The sequence below is a fragment of the Rhodoferax sp. ZS1R8 genome (assembly GCF_056521325.1).
Genome location: NZ_JBWMBA010000002.1, coordinates 680,561 through 698,346, shown reverse-complemented (window position 1 = coordinate 698,346; position 17,786 = coordinate 680,561). Strand labels below are relative to the sequence as shown.

Genomic DNA, 17,786 nt, shown 5'->3' with positions numbered 1-17,786 from the left:
ACCGGGCCCCAAACAGTCGCCTGCGCGACGTGATGGGCACAGAAATTGCGAAGCCTCTGTAAACGTCTCGAAAACCTGGCCGTTATTGGGGCATGCGCATTTTGCATGATGACCCGGTAAAAACCCATGGTTATATCGGCCCGCAAGGGACTAACATCAGCGGGTTGGTTCCGGGTCACGTTTTAAAACGCATAAACCGTTGGGATACAACATCAACCGAAGACTATTAGGAAAAGACATGAAAAAACATCTGTTTGCCATTGCTGCCGCAACCGTCGCCGCAGCTTTGATTCCCTTTGGCGCGCAAGCGCAAGCCGTGGACACCATTGCCAAGGTTAAGGCTTCGGGCTCCGTCACCATGGGTGTGCGTGATTCCTCCGGCGCCCTGTCGTTCACGCTGGGTGACGGCAAGTACGCTGGCTACCACGTCGAAATCTGCCAACGCATCATTGCCAACCTGGAAAAGGCTGCTGGCAAAAAGCTGGAGACCAAGTACCTGGCCGTCACTTCGCAAAACCGCATCCCACTGGTGCAAAACGGCACGGTGGACATTGAGTGCGGCTCCACCACCAACAATGCCACACGCCAGAAAGACGTGTCCTTCGTCGTGACCACCTATGTGGAAGAAGTGCGCATCGCGGTCAAGGCCAACTCCGGCATCACGTCCATCAACCAGTTGAAGGACAAGAACGTCGCCACCACGACCGGCACCACCTCGGTGCAGTTGCTGCGCAAGCATGAGCGCGCCAATGGCGTGGATTTCAAGGAAGTGTTCGGCAAGGATCACGCAGACAGCTTCCTGCTGCTGGAATCCGGCCGCGCCGATGCGTTCGTCATGGACGGTCAAATCCTGGCTGGCAACATCGCCACCTCCAAGGCACCTGCTGACTACAAGATCGTCGGCGAAGTGCTGAACGTGGAACCCATCGCCATCATGATCCACAAAGACGACGCAGCCTTCAAGAAGCTGGCCGACGACACCGTGAAGGATCTGGTCAAGTCCGGCGAGCTGGCCAAGATCTATGACAAGTGGTTCATGCAGCCCATCCCACCGAAGAACACCAAAGTTGGTCTGCCCGCCAGCGATGCCACCAAAGCGGCTTGGGCCAACCCCAACGACAAGCCAGCTGAAGACTACGCGAAGAAATAATCCCGTTCGCAAAACCCAAGCCGCAAAGCCCGCCCGAACTCTGGTGGCGGGCTTTGTTTTTGGCTTGTGGAGGTATAAGATTTGTGCATAAAGTAGAGGAGCAGCCTGAATGAATTGGCAATGGGAAATCTTCTTGATGGACCCTGGCGGCAAGCAGCCGACCTACTGGGAGTGGATGTTGTCAGCATGGGGTTGGACCGTAACGGTCTCGGTAAGCTCTCTGATTCTGGCGCTGAGCATCGGCTCCATCATCGGCATATTGCGCACGCTGCCCAACAGCCCCTGGCTGGTGCGCTTCGGCAATGCCTGGGTCGAATTGTTTCGCAACATCCCTCTACTCGTGCAGATTTTCCTTTGGTACCACGTGATTCCGGCACTTGTGCCACCCATGAAAGACGTGCACGGTTTCTACTTGGTGGTGTTCGCGCTAGGTTTTTTTACCTCTGCGCGGATTGCCGAACAGGTACGAGCAGGTATCCAGACGCTGCCCAAGGGCCAGCGCTACGCCGGCATGGCCATGGGTTTCACGACGCCGCAGTACTACCGCTACGTGATCCTGCCCATGGCCTACCGCATCATCATTCCGCCGCTGACCAGCGAGTCCATGAATATTTTCAAGAACTCGTCGGTGGCCTTTGCTGTGTCCATATCAGAACTGACGATGTTTGCCATGCAGGCGCAAGAAGAAACCTCGCGCGGCATCGAGATTTACATGGCCGTTACCGCGTGCTATGTGGTTTCGGCCTTTGCCATCAATCGCATCATGGCCTACATCGAAAAGAAGACCCGGGTACCAGGCTTCATTGTCCAGGCCGGCGGGGGAGGACACTGACATGAATTTGGACTTCTCTTTCTACAACTGGGAACTCATCCGCACCTTCATCATCAAGGGCTTTTACTTCAGCGTGGTGCTGACGGCCGTTGCAACAGTGGGTGGTGTCATATTCGGCACGCTACTGGCCATGATGCGCCTGTCCGGCCGCAAGTGGCTGGATGTGCCGGCCACTTTTTATGTCAACGGCATGCGCAGTGTGCCGCTGGTCATGGTGATCTTGTGGTTCTATCTGCTGGTGCCGGGCTCTTTCTACGCGGCCATTCCCTGGCGCCTGGGTGAGAACTACCGCTCCGAGATTTCCGCCGTCATTACCTTTGTAGCGTTTGAGGCGGCCTACTTCAGCGAGATCATGCGCGCCGGTATCCAGTCCATCTCGCGCGGCCAGGTGTTTGCCGGCCAGGCCGTGGGCATGAGCTACGCACAGAACATGAAGCTGATCATCCTGCCCCAGGCTTTCCGCAACATGCTGCCGGTGCTGCTGACGCAGACCATCATCCTGTTCCAGGATACGTCACTGGTCTATGCCATCGGCGCCTACGACTTGCTCAAGGGCTTTGACGCGGCTGGCAAGAATTTCGGCCGCCCCATCGAGTCCTACTTGCTGGCAGCGGTCGTCTATTTCGTCATCTGCTACAGCCTGTCGTTCGCGGTTAAGCAATTGCACAAGAAGATCGCCATCATCCGCTAAATTGATTCAGACAAATTCAGAAAAAACAAAGAGGTTGCGCACATGATTGAAATGAAAAACGTGTCCAAATGGTATGGCCCGGTGCAGGTGCTGACAGACTGCTCGGTGAGCATCAAAAAAGGCGACGTGGTGGTGGTCTGCGGGCCTTCGGGCTCGGGCAAGTCCACACTGATCAAGACCGTCAACGCGCTGGAACCCATCCAGCAGGGGATCATCACCGTCGATGGCACGGCTGTGAACGACCCGAAAACCGACCTGCCCAAGCTGCGCAGCCGCGTGGGCATGGTGTTCCAGCACTTCGAATTGTTCCCCCACCTGAGCGTGACGGAAAATCTGACCATTGCGCAAATCAAGGTACTGGGTCGCAGCGCTGACGAAGCCAAGGTGCGTGGCCTGAAGATGCTGGACCGGGTTGGCCTTATGGCACACAAGGATAAGTACCCGGGCCAACTCTCCGGCGGCCAGCAGCAGCGCGTGGCCATTGCCCGCGCGCTGTCCATGGACCCCATTGTCATGCTGTTCGACGAACCCACTTCCGCGCTGGACCCTGAAATGGTGGGCGAGGTGCTGGATGTCATGGTCGGCCTGGCCAAGGAAGGCATGACCATGATGGTCGTGACCCACGAAATGAGTTTTGCCCGCAAGGTTGCCAGCCGTGTCATCTTTATCGATGTCGGCGGCCACATTCTGGAAGACTGCGGCAAGGATGAGTTCTTCAACCACCCCGAGAACCGCCAGCCCCGCACCAAAGACTTCCTCAGCAAGATCTTGCAGCACTGAGCAACACCGAACGAGGATCACCTGCCATGCCAAGCGCCAACAACCGATCCATTTCCTCTCGCCTGACCTTGGGCTTCGGGGGCATTCTCATTTTGCTCATTGCGGTTGCCGCCGTTGGCCAGTTATCGGCCAAGGCGGTGCAAAAGCGCATGCAGGAAATCACCGGGGTCAACGCCACCAAGACCAAGCTGGCCAATGCCATGCTGGCCAGCGTCAACGCGCTGGGTATCGAGAGCCGCTCTGCTGTGATGCTCGATGCCGTGGATGCGGCCCGGTCCAAGGACCAGGCCAAGCGTTTCGCCGAAACCTTCAAACGCTACCAGACGCAAGAGAAAGACCTGTCTGCGCTGGTGCAAGAGGGTGAGGTCAATGCGGACGAGCAGAAGCTGTTGAAGGAAATCGCCGACATCAGCCGCAAGACGGGTCCCGAGATGCAGGAGGCGGTTGGTCAGGCATTGGATGGCGATGCGGTCGCGGCCAACATGACCTTGATGGTGCGGGTGAACCCGGGCGAACTGGCCTGGAACCAGAAGCTGGCCGGCATGGTCGAGCTGCAATACGCGCGCAGCCAGGAGGCAACCCAACTGGCCGAGAAGACGCAGTCGCAGGCCCTGTTCACCGGCAGTGCGCTGGTGGTAGCGGCCTTGGCACTGGGGGCCTTCATCGCCTGGCGCATCACGCTCAGCATCACGGCACCCATCGGCCGCGCGGTGGTGGTTGCGGAGCGCATTGCCAATGGGGATCTGACGTCGCAGGTGGAAGTGCGCATCAACGACGAAACCGGCCGCCTGCTGGAGGCTATTTCCACGATGCAAGACAAGCTGCGCCAGCTGGTGAGCAATATCAGCGTTACGGCCAACAACATCGAGTCCAGCAGTGCCGAAGTGGCCAGTGCCACGCTGGACCTGAGCCAGCGCACCGAGGTGGCATCGCACAACCTGCAGTCGGCCGCCGGCAACCTCGAAAACCTCAACACCACGGTGGAGCACAGCGCCGAGTCCGCACGCAATGCCAACCGCCTGGCCTCCGCCGCGTCCGAGACGGCCACCCGCAGTGGCGAAGTCGTCAACAAGGTCGTGCAGCGCATGGACGACATCAGCGCCAGCTCCCGCAAGATTGCGGACATCATCAGCGTCATCGACGGCATTGCCTTCCAGACCAATATCCTGGCGCTGAATGCCGCGGTTGAAGCCGCCCGTGCCGGCGAGCAGGGCCGTGGCTTTGCAGTAGTCGCCAGTGAGGTGCGCAGCCTGGCCGGGCGCGCCGCCGCATCGGCCAAGGAGATCAAGGCGCTGATCGGCAACAGCACCGAGCAGGTGGAAGCCGGCACGGCGCTGGTCGCGCAAGCCGGCCACATCATCCAGGACATGGTGCAGTCGGTCAAAGACGTGTCGGCCATCGTCGGCGAGATTGCGGTCGCTACCGGCGAGCAAAGCGGACGCATAGGCTCCATATCCCACGCAGTCACGCAGCTGGACGACACGTTGCAACAAAACGCCGCCATGGTTGAGGAAAGCGCCGCTGCATCGGAAAACCTCAAGGAGCAGGCACGCAACCTAACGGACATCGTCAGCACATTCCGCCTCAGCCGGACCGAGTCTGGCTATGCTGACGCACCCCTCACGAGTACGGCGCTGGCTGGCCAGCCCCGCCTGCTGGCGCAGTAAGCAAAGCAGCCGACAGCATGTCAGTAGCGCATATTCCACAAGCGCATATACACATACGGAATGTGCCCCTTGCACCCGCGTAAACTGATGCGGTTCCTTTGTTCTTTACCGGAGTACTTGTAGATGAAACTCAATACCGTGAAAACCGCCGCCGCTGTTGTGGCATCCCTGGGCCTGGTATGGGCCGCGCCTGCGCAGGCTGGTAAAACGCTGGACGGCATCAAGGCCCGCGGCCAGGTGATCTGCGGCGTGCACACTGGCTTGGCCGGTTTCTCTGCAGCCGACTCCAGCGGCAAGTGGAATGGCCTGGACTCTGATGTTTGCCGCGCCATTGCCGCCGCCGTATTGGGCGATGGCGAAAAAGTGAAATACGTGCCCCTGCCCGCGCAAGCCCGCTTCACCGCACTGCAGTCCGGCGAGGTTGATGTGTTGTCACGCAACACCACCTTCACTTTGACCCGCGACGCTTCGCTGGGCCTGAGCCAGACCGCCGTCACCTACTACGACGGCCAAGGTTTCATGGTTCCCGTCAAGAGCAAAATCAAGAGCCCCAAGCAGCTCAAGGGCCAGACCGTCTGCGTACAGTCCGGCACCACCACCGAGAAGAATCTGACCGACTACTCCAAGGCCAATGGCCTCAACGTCAAACCCGTGGTGTTTGAAAAACTGGAAGCCGTGGAGGGCGCCTACTTCTCTGGCCGCTGCATCGCCTACACGACCGACGCGTCGGGCCTGGCATCGGTGCGTAACAAGTCCGCCAAGGACCCTGCCGACCACGTCATCCTGTCAGAAATTATTTCAAAAGAACCGCTGGGCCCTCTGGTGCGCCGCGGTGATGATGAGTGGTTCGCGATTGTCAAATGGGTCATTTACGGCCTGATAGAAGCCGAAGAATATGGCGTAACCCAGGCCAATGTGGATGCGATGAAGACAAGCCCAGACCCGGTAGTGGGCCGCATCCTGGGCACGACCGAAGACACCGGCAAGCTGCTGGGCCTGGACAAGGAATGGTTGGCCCGCGCGATCAAGACAACCGGCAACTACGGTGAAATCTTTGAACGCAATGTAGGCCCCAAATCAGCACTGCAACTGCCCCGTGGCCTAAACAACCTGTGGAACAAGGGCGGCATCATGTACGCCTACCCCGTGCGCTAAACCGTGGCGCGGCAAGCCCCGCCCAGGAAGAAGAAGTTCTCCTGGCGCAGCCAGGCCTTTCGGGGCCTGGTGTACCAAATCCTGGCGGTCACGGCCATTGGCCTGGCCGTCTGGTTTTTGGCCCACAACACCGCTACCAATATGCGGATACGGGGCATCCAGAGTGGCTTTGATTTCCTGACGAGCGCCGCCGGTTTTGACATTGGCGAAAGCCTTTACCCCTTTGATTCGGGCGAGCCCTATTGGCGCGCCTTCCTGGTCGGCCTGACCAACACCTTGCGCGTCGCAGTGTTGGGCATCATCCTTACCACCATCGTCGGCACGCTGATTGGCATTTGCCACTTCTCGCGCAACGCGCTGGTGCGCGGCCTGTGCAGTGTGTACATCGAAGTGTTTCGCAATGTCCCCATCCTGCTGCAACTGCTGATGTGGTATTTGCTGTTCACCGAGCTGCTGCCCGCCTCCACTGAGCCCATCGTCGTCGGGCCGTTCTACCTGAGCAAGGGCGGTCTGAACTTTCCCATTCCCATCTGGGCTGCTGGCCATGCCTGGGCGGCCTGGGGCCTGCTGGCTGGCCTCGTGCTGGCCTGGTGGCAGCGCCAACGCTCCGTGCTGGCATTTGAACGCACGGGGCAACCCCGTAGCCTGTTCTGGGTGCCGTTGACCATCGTTGTTGTTGCGTCATTGGCGGGCTGGCTGCTGGGCGGTGCCCCCACCGAGCTGGACAGCCCCAGGCAGGGCGAATTCGCGATTGAAAACGGCGGCGCGCTGACGCCGGAGTTTCTGTCGATCTTGCTGGGCCTGACCGTGTACACCGCCGCCTTTGTGGCCGAGGTGGTGCGCGCCGGCATCCAGTCCGTGCCGCGCGGGCAGGCCGAGGCCGCCGACGCCCTGGGCCTGAGCCCTATGCAAGAGATGCGGCTGGTGATGCTGCCCCAGGCCTTGCGGGTCATCATCCCGCCCATGACCAACCAGTACCTGAACCTGACGAAGAATTCATCACTGGCCGTGGCTATTGGTTACCCGGACGTGGTGTCCATTGCCAACACGGCCATCAACCAGACCGGCCGCGCCGTGGAATGCATTGCCGTCATCATGCTGGTCTACCTCACAACATCGCTGGCCACGTCGCTGCTAATGAACTGGTACAACGCCCGCGCGGCCATCAAGGAGCGCTGACCCCTTATGTCGTCCTCCACTGGCCAAACCTTCCAACCGATCGCGGCGCGCCCTGCCCCCGTCAACAACGACGGTCTGCTGCCGTGGATACGCGTCAACCTGTTTGGCAACTGGCAGACCACCATTGGCACGTTGGTGCTGGGCGGGCTGCTGCTGTGGATACTGCCCAAGATGCTGGGCTGGACGCTGCTGCGCGCCGTCTGGGAGCCCAACGCCGACGCCTGCCGCATCGACGGTGCGGGCGCCTGCTGGGGCGTGATCGCCGAAAAGTACCGCCTCATCCTGTTCGGCCGCTACCCGTTTGAACAACAGTGGCGCCCTCTGGTCGCCACGCTGATGATGGTGGCGCTCCTGGTGGCCAGCTGCATGCGCGCCTTCTGGAAGCCTTGGCTGGCGATCCTGTGGATTGCCGTGCTGGGCACCTTCTTCACAATCATGTTTGGTGGCGTACTGGGCCTCTCCCGGGTCGAGACCGACCGCTGGGGTGGCCTGCCGCTGACGATTCTGCTGGCCTCGCTGTCCGTGTCCATGGCCTTCCCGATTGCATTGATCGTGGCATTGGGGCGGCGATCGAACCTCCCGGCCATCCGCAGCGCCTGCACCATTTATGTGGAACTGATCCGCGGCGTGCCGCTGATCTCGGTGCTGTTCATGGCGTCCTTCATGTTCCCGCTGTTCATGCCGCAGGGATTCACAATTGATGTGCTGATCCGCGTGCTGGTGGGCATCACGTTGTTTGCCGCAGCGTACATGGCCGAAGTCATTCGCGGCGGCTTGCAGGCCATCCCCAAGGGTCAGGTCGAGGCCGCGGCCACGCTGGGGCTGAGCTACTGGCAAACCCAGCGCAAGATCGTGTTGCCCCAGGCGTTGGCCATGGTGGTGCCAGGCATCGTCAATGGGTTTATCTCCACGTTCAAGGACACGTCGCTGGTCACCATCGTCAGCCTGTACGAGCTGACCGGCTCGATGGGCCTGGCACTGAACTCAGACGCCGACTGGCGCCCCTTCAAGATCGAAGGCTACTTATTCATCGCATCGATCTACTTCATCTTCTGTTTCTCGATGTCGCGCTACAGCCGCTGGGTCGAGAAGCAGGTCAACAAGAGCAAGCTCCGCTAACCGCAGCACCGTCACCCTATGTCCGAACCCATCATCACCTTCGACAAAGTCAACAAGTGGTACGGCAACAATTTCCACGTGTTGCGGGATATTGATTTGTCGGTGGCCAAAGGCGAGCGCATTGTGGTCTGCGGGCCATCGGGCTCCGGCAAGTCCACACTGATACGCTGCATCAATCGGCTCGAGGAACACCAGCAGGGTCACTTGACTGTCGATGGTGTGGAGCTGACGGACGACGTGAAGGTGATTGACGACGTGCGCAAGAAGGTCGGCATGGTGTTCCAGCAGTTCAACCTGTTTCCACATTTGACGGTATTGGAAAATTTGACGCTGTCGCCGATGTGGGTGGGCAAGATGCCCAAGAAGGAAGCCGAGGAAAAAGCCATGGAGCAGCTGACCCGCGTGCGCATTGCAGAGCAGGCGCACAAGTACCCGCTGCAACTCTCAGGGGGTCAGCAGCAGCGCGTGGCCATTGCGCGTGCGCTGTGCCTGACACCCAAGATCATGCTGTTTGACGAGCCCACCAGCGCGCTGGACCCGGAGATGATCAAGGAAGTGCTGGACGTGATGATCGAGATGGCCAGCCACGGCATCACGATGATTTGTGTGACGCACGAAATGGGTTTCGCCAAGGCTGTGGCCGACCGCGTGATCTTTATGGACCAGGGGCAGATCGTGGAGCAGAACAACCCGCACGACTTCTTCAACCATCCGCAGAATGAGCGGAGTCGAGACTTCCTGTCGAAGATTTTGGGACACTAACTAACACCTGCCACGACAATAGTTGCTGGATCAGCACCCTGGAATGGGTATCCAGCCTAGCCAACACTAAGCTCACGCTGGTTTGCACGGGTTAGGTGCATCCCCATATTGGAAGCATAATAAATCGGCACCCCTGTTAGTCTTTACCTCGAGCTCGAACTCGGCAGCATGACAGCATATGAAGGAATAAAGAAAATGTTCAATTCATTCTTTCAATCCATGTCATTGGCCCGTCGACTTTCTTTGGGCTTTATCAGTGTTTTAGTACTTCTGCTGGCAGTGGCCATCACCAGCTCGTACGCGCTGAAACTGCAGGGCAACCAAGTACAGCGTATTGTCCAAGTCAACAACGTAAAAGCTAGGCTGGCCAATAATTTGATGGAAAACATCAATGACCTGGCAATTCGGGCGAGGTCCGCTGCGTTGTTCACGGACATGGACCGCAAACAGCTTCAGGTTGAATTCGACGCGGCAAAGAATGCCGAGAAATCTTTTCTCAAGACGGAGGATGCGCTCAACGCGTTGCTGATAGGCGACAACGCGACGGACAGGGAACGTGCGCTGATGAGCGATATTTTGGCTGCCGGGAGCAAGGTGCTGCCGTCGACCGCAGAATCGCTGGAGCAAGCCCTTGACGCGGACAACGTGGCGGCTGTCCTCACATTGAGCAATCGGGTGAGACCTGCCGAGGCCATCCTGCGGGCTAAGGTCACCGAACTCATAGACCTGCAAAGCAAAATAAACCAGGAAGCCAACAGTGCCGTGCTTGCACTACAGAAACAGGTATTTGTAACGTTAGGGGTGTTGGTTGTCGTGGCCTTGGCAATGGGCGGTCTCATTGCCTGGCGCATCACCAAGAGCGTGACCACCCCGATTACCCGCATGCAGTTTACGGTGACAGAAATCGCGAGCAGTCAAGACTTCTCTCGGCGTGTACCGGTCGATCAAATGGATGAAATCGGACTCTCTCTCGTTGCGTTCAACGCCATGATTGAAAAAATCCAAGAGAGTTCAGCGCAGCTCAAGCAGAAAACTGCTGACATCCAGGCAATGATGCAGTACATCCCCCAGGGCATTCTGACGATCGAACAAGGCGAAACGGTACATCAGGAGTTTTCGGCCTTCCTCGAAACGATATTGGAAACCCAGTATATTGCTGGCCGCAAAGTGATGGATCTGGTCTTCGCGGGCAGCCAATTCAATGCTGAAATTTTGTCGCAGGTCGATGCAGCTATTACTGCGTGTATTGGCGAGGATTCAATGAATTTCGAGTTCAACGAGCATCTGCTGGTTGCCGAGGTCGAGAAGAAAATGCCTGACGGGCGAATCAAGATCCTTGACCTCAATTGGTCTCCGATAACGGATGACACCGACACTGTGGTTCGGTTGATGTTATGCCTTAGGGACGTCACAGAAATAAAGGAACTGGCCGCGGAAGCAGGCCAACAGAAACGCGAGTTGGAAATCATCGGCCAGATTCTGGCGATCAACCAGGAGAAGTTCCACGAGTTTGTCGACAGTTCTGCAAAATTCTTGGCTGAGAATAAGCAACTGATAGACGCGATCGGCAGCGAGGCAGGTGGCGTGCCCGATCCTGAAGTTATTACCCAGCTGTTCCGCAACATGCATACCATCAAGGGGAACGCGCGGACATACGGCTTGCTGCACTTGACCAATATGGTGCACGAAGCCGAACAAACCTATGACGAATTGCGTAAAAACCCCGAGATTGGCTGGGACCAGGAGAAGTTGCTGGGGCAACTGTCTGGGACATTTGCTGCCATTGAAGAGTATGCCCATATCAATGAGGCCAAACTCGGCCGAAAGGGCCCTGGACGCAGGGGCGGGGTCGACAAGTTCCTTATGGTCCAGAAAGACCATATTCAACAGGCGATGCAAACATTGGAGACGGTAAACTGGGACAGTCCGATCGCCGCTCGTGACGCCATCGGGCGGGTGCACCACAGCCTAGCGCTTATAGGCACAGAAAGCATCGACAGCATACTGCTTGGCATTTCTGACTCGCTTGCGTCCCTCGCCAAAGAGTTGGGCAAAGAGGTCCCGCACAGTACCATCCAAGACCACGGCATTGCCATCAAGAGCCAGGTCTCTGACTTGGTGCGAAACGTCTTCATGCATCTGTATCGCAATTCAATAGACCACGGTATTGAAACGGCTCCCGAACGGGTTGCGGCGGGCAAGCCGCCGGCCGGTCATATCCAATTAGAACTGTCGATGACCGGTGATCGATTGCAATTCAGTCTGAAAGACGACGGCCGCGGACTGGCCGTTGCATTCATCCGAAAGAAGGCGATTGAACAGGGACTGATCACCGAAGATCAAAAACTTTCTCCTGAAGAGATTGCGCAACTTATCTTTGAACCTGGTTTTTCTACTGCTGCGCAGGTCACCGAGGTTTCCGGACGGGGGGTTGGCATGGATGCGGTAAAGAGCTTTGTGGAGCGGGAAGCAGGTACCATTGAATTGCGCTTTCCTAGTGCTGAAAGCACAGGCTCCACCGATGGATATCGTCAATTTGAAACGGTCATCAGCCTACCCGCGAAACTCGCAGTGCAAGGCAAGGCTTGAGCCCGTTAATCGATACCACAGCTCGCAAGATATAAGCCTTCCAGTGGTACAGCTGCGGACAAAGCTGGCCGAAAGACCATTACTTCGGACTGTGTGAGTCTGGTACAGCGGTTGGAATTGCAATCGCGGTGGCAGAGCCCAGCCGCTCGGTGGACCAGCGCAGCAGGTCCAGCCACATCTGGCGCATCTCGGCGTCCTGCGGTGTGCGTGAGGCGCTGGGCAACTCGATGGTGACGACGGGCACACCCTTGTGAACGCCGCCGTAATTACCCAACGATCCCGGGAAGATGCCGACCTGGTCCAGGTACAGGCGGCCCAGGCGGCTGGGCGGCACGGATGGGCCGTCAAAGTCCAGCACGCCGTAAGGTGCATGCACGCTGACGATCAGGTTGGGCTTGAAGCTGTCGATCTGCTCCAGCAGGAAGCGCGATTCGGGCTCGGACAGCGGCTGGTTGCCGGGCCAGCGGCGCGGGTCGCGGCGGGTGCGCTCCTCCCAATACTGGCGTGCGTCGCGCGACCAGTTGGGCGTGGGGAAATTGCGGTTCAGGTCCACGCCGCGGGCATTCACACGGCGCGCCGGCTTGGCAAACATGCCGTCAGGGTTCAGCGTGGGGATGAAGCGCCACGAGATGGGCACGGGTGTGTCGGCCGGCGGTGTCTGCGCCAGCGCTATCCAGTGGAAGACCAGCGAGCTGGACGAAGCCTCATCACCATGGATGCCGCCCAGCACCAGCACACGCAGGGGTGCGCCTTCGGCCGGCACGTCACGGCTCCACAGCGGGCGGCCCAGCACCGAGCGGGCTTTGCTGTCCTGCAACTGCGCGGCCTCGCACAGGGCGGGTTTGACGTTCGGGATTTTGGCGGAATAGTCATTGCAAGACCGCATGGGTATTGCGTGGACGGCTACGCTATTGATAGCAAACAACACCAGGCAGAGGGTTCTGAATCGCATGCCGGGATTGTAGGGTGCCGGTAGTCGCCCGGGCTTCTTGTGCGGGCTTGCGCAAAACGCCATGAATATCGGGTAAATTGGGCCTCCTATGCCTTCGCCAGTCCGCCCGCCAGGGGCCCTCCCCCCCAATTTCTCGACCACCGAATTCCGCGACGCTTTAGGCATGTTTGCAACCGGGGTCACCATCGTCACCGCCCGCAGTGCCGACGGCACCTTCATCGGGCTGACGGCCAATTCGTTCAACTCGGTCTCATTGACACCACCCCTGGTGCTGTGGAGCCTGGCCCGCTCGGCCGGGTCGATGGCGGCGTTCAGCACCGGTTCGCACTACGCGATCAACATCCTGAGTGCCGACCAGCAGGATCTGGCCCGGCAGTTCGCCGCCCGCGGCAGCGACCGGTTCTCCGGCGTGCAGTTTGTAGAGGGAACTGGCGGCGCACCGCTGCTGGACGGGGCTGCGGCCACCTTCGAGTGTTTCAACCGCAGCCGCTACGAAGAAGGCGACCACGTGATTTTTGTTGGCGAGGTGGAGCGCTGCGCCCACCGTGCGGGCGCGTCACCGCTGCTGTTCCATGGCGGCAAGTTCTACGCGGAGCACGCGCTCTGACTGCATCCCGCCGTGTGGCCCGCTAGCAATTGCTACCAAAACAATAGCTGCTTACGCACATTCCACGGGGGCTACAGGCCCAAAATACTTAAGACGATAGCCTAGAACGTGGAATTGATGCTGTTGCGCATCGCCATCTGCGCCACGGCATTCAGGGCCCCATCCACCACTGGTGGGCCGGAGAGTACGCGCAAATGACCGGTCGCAATCAGCTTGTCGCGCGAGCGGCGGGTCATGGATTGCGACTCACCCGCAGCATTGGTGAACAGGAACAGGCTTTCGTGCGAGCTGATCCAGGTCAGCTGCGTGCGTACCCACTGGTCGTGGACCAGCAGCTCCACCCAGGACCCCAGCGCCAGCGCCGCCTGCATTTGCTCGACACCGGCTGGCATCGTCGCCATGACTGTGGTGGCCATGTCGGCAGGCTCGGTGCCATCGGTTTGTGGGCTGGTTGTGTCTGCGGCCGGCGCATCGGGCAGGTCCATGAAGTTGGAGGCCCGTGCCTCTTCGGGCGCCAACCAGGGGTTGTCGTCTTCGACCAGATGGGCGCGCCCCGACGTGGGTGTGCCGCCCGGTGGCTCGTCCACGGTCGCTGCGGGCAGCTGTGGCTTGTGTTCGGCGCGGAAGGCGCGCTGGTGCAGGCCCATCAGGGCTTCGAAGAAGGCGCTGGTCTTGGTGGATGGGTAATGGATGGTCTCCAACCCCTCGCGCAGCGTGCCCAGCAGCGGTGGCACCAGGCGGGTCAGCTTGGGCGTGTCCTTGCGGCTCAGGTCGGGGTGTGTGCTCCACAGCAGCGCCGAGACCAGTGACTGGTATTTGTCAGCCGGGCTCCCGGGCGTGGCCAGCCCGGTCAGCCGCGCCTGCGCGACCACCTGCGCCCAGGGACCGCACAGGAAATCCAGCACGACGGCGGGTACCCGCTCGGCGTCGCGGTGGGCGGCAATGTCTCGGGCGATTTTTTCAGCCAACAAATTACGCTCCTCCGCGTTTTGCAATGCCTGCACTGCCTCGTCGCGGCGACGCGCATGGGCGCGTGCGGCGTCGCTCCACTCTTCACGCAAGACGTGCAGCACTTGCTCAAAGGGCTCGGCATTCTCAATGGGCGCCTCGTTCAAAATGGCAAAGGCCTGCTGGATGCCCGACACAAATCCGGCAAAGCCCTTGGCTTGCGGTGATGCATAGGCCAGGCTGTGGTCGGCAATTTCCTGTACCAGTACCCGTGCAGGATGCTGCTTGTTGGTGAACAGCCGAGGGTCGACAAGCGCCAAGCGCAAGAGCGACGGCTCCAGTTGGCGTATCAGTTGCTGGATGGGTGCCAGCAGGCGGCCATCGCGAGCGATGTTGTCCACCATCAGGGTAATGACTTCCAGGCTGAGCGACTGGGCGACCCCACGGGAATGGCTGCGCAGATGGGCACGGACGGCCTCGACCGAGTTGTCTCCCACGGGTACAGATGCCGGCGTGGCAATGCGCCGCTGTTGCAACCGCTGCACCACCTCGTCGACCTGCTGCATCTCTTTAAGCGCCTCCAGCGCGGCGGGCACAGTCGAATCGAATTCCACTGCAGCAGCAGGCGCTACTGCGTTGCCGTCCTCGAACTCGCGCGAAAACCGCTGTGCGAACTGCTCCATCGGGGACAACTGCTGCTGCGGGGCGTCCAGCTGGCCGGACAACAGGCGGCGCAGTTTGTCCAGCGTCAGCAGCGTGGCGTCTTTGGCCGGGGCTACGATTTCGGTTGGTGCACCCGCGGCCGGCGCCTGCACACGCGCCGCTAAGCCAGCAGGCGTCTGCAGACCTGGCTCCAGATACGCATATTGCGCAACGCCACGGCCCACACCGGCTGCGCTTGCGCCTGCAGCGCTGGGCGTCTGCACCACAACATAGCCGGCAGCCACCACGCCCTGGCTGTGCAGCGAAGCGGAAAGCTGGGTGTACATCGCGCGCAATTCCTGGCCTAGCGTCGTGCCCATTGCATTCAGCCAATCCAGTTGCGTGGCGGCTGGCAGGCCGGTCTGCTCGATGACAGCCTTGAGCGCATTGACGTAGAGCTGGGGGCGCAGCGGATTGCGTTCTGCGTTGACATAGCCCAGGCCCAGCGTGCTGCAGATCAGGGTATTGAGTTCGGCCAGGCTGGCCTCGACCGCGAGCAGTGCCACCTGCTGCGTACGGGCCAGCGTGATGCTGGTCAGCACCTGCACCTCGTCCATCAGCTCCAACTCGTCAAAGCCTACATTGGCGCTGACGACGACGCCAGCATGCTTGGCTGGCTTCATCTGGGTGAATGCATCCAGCAGTGCATGCGGGTAGCGCTCGCACAGCTTGGCTTCCCAGCTGCGCAACTGCTTGCCTGACTGGGCCAATGCGTCGCGCTCACGCAGGTCGCGGCAGGCAGCTTCGCGCTCCTGCAAAGTCTGGCGTGCAGCGGCCACCAGTTTGCCCATCAACATGTAGCCCCCCGCAGCAGCCTCTTGCACCGTGGCGCGGTAGAGCGCCTGGTATTGCGAAGGGGCTGGCTGGGCGGCAGCGGACATGGCGGTGGAGAAAAACTTTACTTCAGTGCCTTGTAACGCATGCGCTTGGGCTTGGCGCCCTCTTCACCCAGACGCTTCTTCTTGTCGGCTTCATACTCCTGGTAGTTACCGTCGAAGAAGGTCCATTGGCTGTCGCCCTCGGCCGCCAGGATGTGGGTGGCGATACGGTCCAGAAACCAGCGATCGTGGGAGATCACGAGCATGGTGCCCGCAAATTCCAGCAGCGCATCTTCCAGCGCGCGCAGGGTTTCAACGTCCAGATCGTTCGATGGCTCATCGAGCATCAGCACATTGCCGCCGGCGATCAGCGTCTTGGCCAGATGCAAACGGCCGCGTTCACCACCCGACAACATGCCAACCTTCTTTTGCTGGTCGCCGCCGTTGAAATTGAAGCGGCCGCAGTAGGCCCGGCTGGCCATCTGGAACTTGCCGACGTTGATGATGTCCAGCCCGCCGGAGACGTCTTCCCACACCGTCTTGTCGTCAGACAGCGCATCGCGGTGCTGGTCTACAAAAGCCATCTTGACGGTCTGGCCGATCTTGACCTCGCCCGAATCGGCCTTCTCTTTGCCGGCAATCAGCTTGAACAGTGTCGATTTACCGGCGCCGTTGGGACCGATGATGCCGACGATGGCGCCGGCCGGAATCTTGAAGCTCAGGTTGTCGATCAGCACACGGTCACCAAAGGACTTGGTAACGCCGACGAATTCGATCACCTCATGGCCCAGGCGGTCAGCCACCGGGATGAAGATTTCATTCGTTTCGTTGCGCTTCTGGTATTCGAAATCGCTTAATTCTTCAAAGCGCGCCAGGCGGGCCTTGCTCTTGGCCTGGCGTGCTTTGGGGTTCTGGCGCGACCACTCCAATTCCTTCTTCAGGGCCTTGGCACGGGCTTCCTCGCCCTTTTGTTCGGCTTCCAGGCGGGCTCCCTTTTGCGTCAGCCAGTCGGAGTAATTGCCCTTGTACGGGATGCCGGAGCCACGGTCCAGTTCCAGAATCCACTCAGCGGCGTTGTCCAGGAAGTAGCGATCGTGGGTGATAGCCACCACGGTGCCGGAGTAGCGCTGCAAGAACTGCTCCAGCCAATCCACTGATTCGGCGTCCAAGTGATTGGTGGGCTCATCGAGCAGCAGCATGTCGGGTTTGGACAACAGCAAACGGCACAGCGCGACACGGCGCTTTTCACCGCCGGACAGCACACCGATGTTGGCGTCCCACGGCGGCAGGCGCAGCGCGTCGGCGGCGATTTCGAGTTGGTGTTCGGAGTCGGTACCACCGGTGGCGATGATGGCTTCCAGCTCGGCCTGCTCGGCCGCCAGTGCGTCAAAGTCGGCGTTTTCATCGCCGTAAGCGGTGTAAACCTCTTCCAGGCGCGCCTTGGCGGCGAACACCTTGCCCATGCCCGCTTCCACACTTTCACGCACCGTCTGCGTGGGGTCCAGTTGCGGCTCCTGGGGCAGATAGCCGATATTCAGGCCGGCCATGGGGATGGCTTCGCCTTCGATTTCCTTGTCGATGCCGGCCATGATCTTCAGCAACGTGGACTTGCCGGAGCCGTTGGTGCCGAGCACGCCGATCTTGGCGCCGGGGAAGAAGGACAGCGAGATGTCTTTCAAAATATGCCGCTTGGGCGGCACGATCTTGCCGACGCGGTTCATGGAAAAAACGTATTGGGCCATGGGGTTACCGGTTAAAAGTAAGAAAAAAGGGGTGTGAAGCCGCCACCCAGCCACGCGGGTGCAGCACTTTGGCTGCAACGCGGGGCCGCTGGG

At 59.8% G+C, this 17,786-nt stretch carries 14 protein-coding genes; 11 read left to right on the top strand and 3 right to left on the bottom strand.

From position 1 onward, the window contains the following. Positions 1–238: 238 nt before the first annotated feature. The 10 genes from AC097P_RS09265 (at position 239) to AC097P_RS09220 (ending at position 11,924) form a co-directional block, all read left to right on the top strand. Positions 239–1,150, top strand: coding sequence for an amino acid ABC transporter substrate-binding protein (locus tag AC097P_RS09265; RefSeq protein ID WP_479610104.1), 912 nt, complete (start codon positions 239–241; stop codon positions 1,148–1,150). A gap of 109 nt (positions 1,151–1,259) precedes the next feature. Next, positions 1,260–1,982 carry an amino acid ABC transporter permease gene (locus tag AC097P_RS09260; RefSeq protein WP_479610103.1) on the top strand — a complete coding sequence of 241 codons (723 nt, stop codon included), beginning with the start codon at positions 1,260–1,262 and terminating at the stop codon, positions 1,980–1,982. A gap of 1 nt (position 1,983) precedes the next feature. Then, a complete protein-coding gene (locus tag AC097P_RS09255) occupies positions 1,984–2,673 on the top strand; it encodes an amino acid ABC transporter permease (protein ID WP_479610102.1) in 690 nt (229 codons plus the stop codon). 42 nt (positions 2,674–2,715) lie between these two features. Then, positions 2,716–3,453, top strand: coding sequence for an amino acid ABC transporter ATP-binding protein (locus tag AC097P_RS09250; RefSeq protein WP_479610101.1), 738 nt, complete (start codon positions 2,716–2,718; stop codon positions 3,451–3,453). A gap of 26 nt (positions 3,454–3,479) precedes the next feature. After that, the gene (locus AC097P_RS09245; RefSeq protein ID WP_479610100.1) at positions 3,480–5,120 is read left to right on the top strand and encodes a methyl-accepting chemotaxis protein; all 1,641 of its coding nucleotides are present in this window, start codon (positions 3,480–3,482) and stop codon (positions 5,118–5,120) included. 123 nt (positions 5,121–5,243) lie between these two features. Beyond that, the gene (locus AC097P_RS09240; protein WP_479610099.1) at positions 5,244–6,275 is read left to right on the top strand and encodes an amino acid ABC transporter substrate-binding protein; all 1,032 of its coding nucleotides are present in this window, start codon (positions 5,244–5,246) and stop codon (positions 6,273–6,275) included. Positions 6,276–6,278: 3 nt separating this feature from the next. After that, positions 6,279–7,454 carry an amino acid ABC transporter permease gene (locus AC097P_RS09235; RefSeq protein ID WP_479610098.1) on the top strand — a complete coding sequence of 392 codons (1,176 nt, stop codon included), beginning with the start codon at positions 6,279–6,281 and terminating at the stop codon, positions 7,452–7,454. Positions 7,455–7,460: 6 nt separating this feature from the next. Further along, positions 7,461–8,573 carry an amino acid ABC transporter permease gene (locus tag AC097P_RS09230; RefSeq protein WP_479610097.1) on the top strand — a complete coding sequence of 371 codons (1,113 nt, stop codon included), beginning with the start codon at positions 7,461–7,463 and terminating at the stop codon, positions 8,571–8,573. Positions 8,574–8,591: 18 nt separating this feature from the next. Continuing rightward, positions 8,592–9,335: an amino acid ABC transporter ATP-binding protein gene (locus tag AC097P_RS09225; RefSeq protein WP_479610096.1), complete on the top strand. Its 744-nt coding sequence runs from the start codon at positions 8,592–8,594 to the stop codon at positions 9,333–9,335. A gap of 195 nt (positions 9,336–9,530) precedes the next feature. Next, entirely contained in the window at positions 9,531–11,924 is a 2,394-nt protein-coding gene (locus tag AC097P_RS09220; protein ID WP_479610095.1) for an ATP-binding protein, read from the top strand. A 79-nt stretch (positions 11,925–12,003) separates the two neighbouring features. On the opposite strand, the gene AC097P_RS09215 is transcribed toward AC097P_RS09220, so the two are convergent. Further along, positions 12,004–12,876, bottom strand: a complete 873-nt coding sequence (locus tag AC097P_RS09215) for a M14 family murein peptide amidase A (RefSeq protein ID WP_479610094.1) — start codon at positions 12,874–12,876, stop codon at positions 12,004–12,006. Between the two features lie 88 nt (positions 12,877–12,964). Between AC097P_RS09215 and AC097P_RS09210 the strand changes: the two genes are divergently transcribed. Then, positions 12,965–13,483 carry a flavin reductase family protein gene (locus AC097P_RS09210; protein WP_479610093.1) on the top strand — a complete coding sequence of 173 codons (519 nt, stop codon included), beginning with the start codon at positions 12,965–12,967 and terminating at the stop codon, positions 13,481–13,483. A 101-nt stretch (positions 13,484–13,584) separates the two neighbouring features. Here AC097P_RS09210 and AC097P_RS09205 read toward each other — a convergent pair whose 3' ends face one another. Beyond that, positions 13,585–16,014, bottom strand: a complete 2,430-nt coding sequence (locus tag AC097P_RS09205; RefSeq protein WP_479610092.1) for a DUF1631 family protein — start codon at positions 16,012–16,014, stop codon at positions 13,585–13,587. A gap of 17 nt (positions 16,015–16,031) precedes the next feature. After that, positions 16,032–17,693 carry an energy-dependent translational throttle protein EttA gene (ettA, locus tag AC097P_RS09200; RefSeq protein ID WP_479610091.1) on the bottom strand — a complete coding sequence of 554 codons (1,662 nt, stop codon included), beginning with the start codon at positions 17,691–17,693 and terminating at the stop codon, positions 16,032–16,034. Positions 17,694–17,786: the final 93 nt, after the last annotated feature.

Coding starts and splice junctions, on each gene's coding strand:
- AC097P_RS09205 (WP_479610092.1), bottom strand. CDS start 16,014: ATGTCCGCTGCCGCCCAGCCAGCCCCTTCGCAATACCAGGCGCTCTAC.
- AC097P_RS09240 (WP_479610099.1), top strand. CDS start 5,244: ATGAAACTCAATACCGTGAAAACCGCCGCCGCTGTTGTGGCATCCCTG.
- AC097P_RS09250 (WP_479610101.1), top strand. CDS start 2,716: ATGATTGAAATGAAAAACGTGTCCAAATGGTATGGCCCGGTGCAGGTG.
- AC097P_RS09220 (WP_479610095.1), top strand. CDS start 9,531: ATGTTCAATTCATTCTTTCAATCCATGTCATTGGCCCGTCGACTTTCT.
- AC097P_RS09210 (WP_479610093.1), top strand. CDS start 12,965: ATGCCTTCGCCAGTCCGCCCGCCAGGGGCCCTCCCCCCCAATTTCTCG.
- AC097P_RS09225 (WP_479610096.1), top strand. CDS start 8,592: ATGTCCGAACCCATCATCACCTTCGACAAAGTCAACAAGTGGTACGGC.
- AC097P_RS09215 (WP_479610094.1), bottom strand. CDS start 12,876: ATGCGATTCAGAACCCTCTGCCTGGTGTTGTTTGCTATCAATAGCGTA.
- ettA (WP_479610091.1), bottom strand. CDS start 17,693: ATGGCCCAATACGTTTTTTCCATGAACCGCGTCGGCAAGATCGTGCCG.
- AC097P_RS09245 (WP_479610100.1), top strand. CDS start 3,480: ATGCCAAGCGCCAACAACCGATCCATTTCCTCTCGCCTGACCTTGGGC.
- AC097P_RS09265 (WP_479610104.1), top strand. CDS start 239: ATGAAAAAACATCTGTTTGCCATTGCTGCCGCAACCGTCGCCGCAGCT.
- AC097P_RS09260 (WP_479610103.1), top strand. CDS start 1,260: ATGAATTGGCAATGGGAAATCTTCTTGATGGACCCTGGCGGCAAGCAG.
- AC097P_RS09255 (WP_479610102.1), top strand. CDS start 1,984: ATGAATTTGGACTTCTCTTTCTACAACTGGGAACTCATCCGCACCTTC.
- AC097P_RS09230 (WP_479610097.1), top strand. CDS start 7,461: ATGTCGTCCTCCACTGGCCAAACCTTCCAACCGATCGCGGCGCGCCCT.